Source organism: Neisseria sp. P0009.S007, from assembly GCF_051962515.1.
In genome coordinates, this window is the sequence record NZ_JBQCVF010000638.1 from 1 (window position 1) to 917 (window position 917).

Genomic DNA, 917 nt, shown 5'->3' on the forward strand with positions numbered 1-917 from the left:
TTCAAAAAAGCAGCCGAGCAGGAAAAAGAATGGGCGGCCTATCTGTTTAAAGACGGCTCAATGATTGGCCTGAACAAAGAAATTTTGGCTCAATACGTTGAATACATTACCAATCTGCGTATGCAGGCGGTTGGCCTTCCTGCCGGATTTGAAGGTGCAACCCAAAATCCGATCCCTTGGATTAACGCATGGCTGTCTTCTGACAATGTACAGGTTGCGCCGCAGGAGGTGGAAATTTCCTCTTACCTGATTGGTCAGATTGATTCGGAAGTCAATGCCGACGATTTGGGCGATTTCGAGCTGTAATCGAATATTCGGTTTTATGATCAGGGCCGTCTGAACGGTGTGGCAGAAATCTTTGATTTCGTCTTTACACCGTTTCAGACGGCCTTTCCAATCCAAACAAATCATATGGCACTCATCAGCACACACGACAAAACCTTCCAACTCCAACAAGGTGAAACCTTATTGGAGGGCTTGGAGCGCACCGGACACGAGGTTGAATACCAATGTCGCAGCGGCTATTGCGGTTCATGCCGGGTTAAAATCTTGGATGGAAAAGTCTCTTATGATAATTTTCCGCTCGCTTTTGTCGCGCCCGGAGAAATTTTGCCGTGCTGCTGCCGAGTTACTGAAGACATCAAGCTTGATTGTCGAGAGCGAATTAAAGAGCCGGATTTATTTGATGTCGATTTATTTGAAGACAAATAAAAAATGCCGTCTGAACATTGTGGCCGAAATCTTTGATTTCATTTCCACCGTTCAGACGGCATTTTGTTTAAGCAACCTTATTTACGTTCGCCAACCGGCAAAACAGTACGGCCGAAAGATTCATTGATAACCTCTGCCGCTGCCAAGTAGAACGCACCAAGTGCAGTTACCAAGCCTAAGCAACCGCCGATATGGACGATGCTATG

At 46.1% G+C, this 917-nt stretch carries 2 protein-coding genes; both read left to right on the forward strand.

Annotated elements, in window-relative coordinates; genetic code table 11:
• A partial coding sequence (locus tag ACTHS3_RS15350; RefSeq protein ID WP_440368416.1) for a ribonucleotide-diphosphate reductase subunit beta occupies positions 1-306 on the forward strand: 306 nt, incomplete at its 5' end.
• A gap of 105 nt (positions 307-411) precedes the next feature.
• Entirely contained in the window at positions 412-711 is a 300-nt protein-coding gene (yfaE, locus tag ACTHS3_RS15355; RefSeq protein ID WP_003686421.1) for a class I ribonucleotide reductase maintenance protein YfaE, read from the forward strand.
• The last annotated feature ends 206 nt before the right edge of the window (positions 712-917 follow it).

Excerpts from the sequence above, each read along its gene's own strand:
- yfaE (WP_003686421.1), top strand. The coding sequence starts at position 412 with ATGGCACTCATCAGCACACACGACAAAACCTTCCAACTCCAACAAGGT.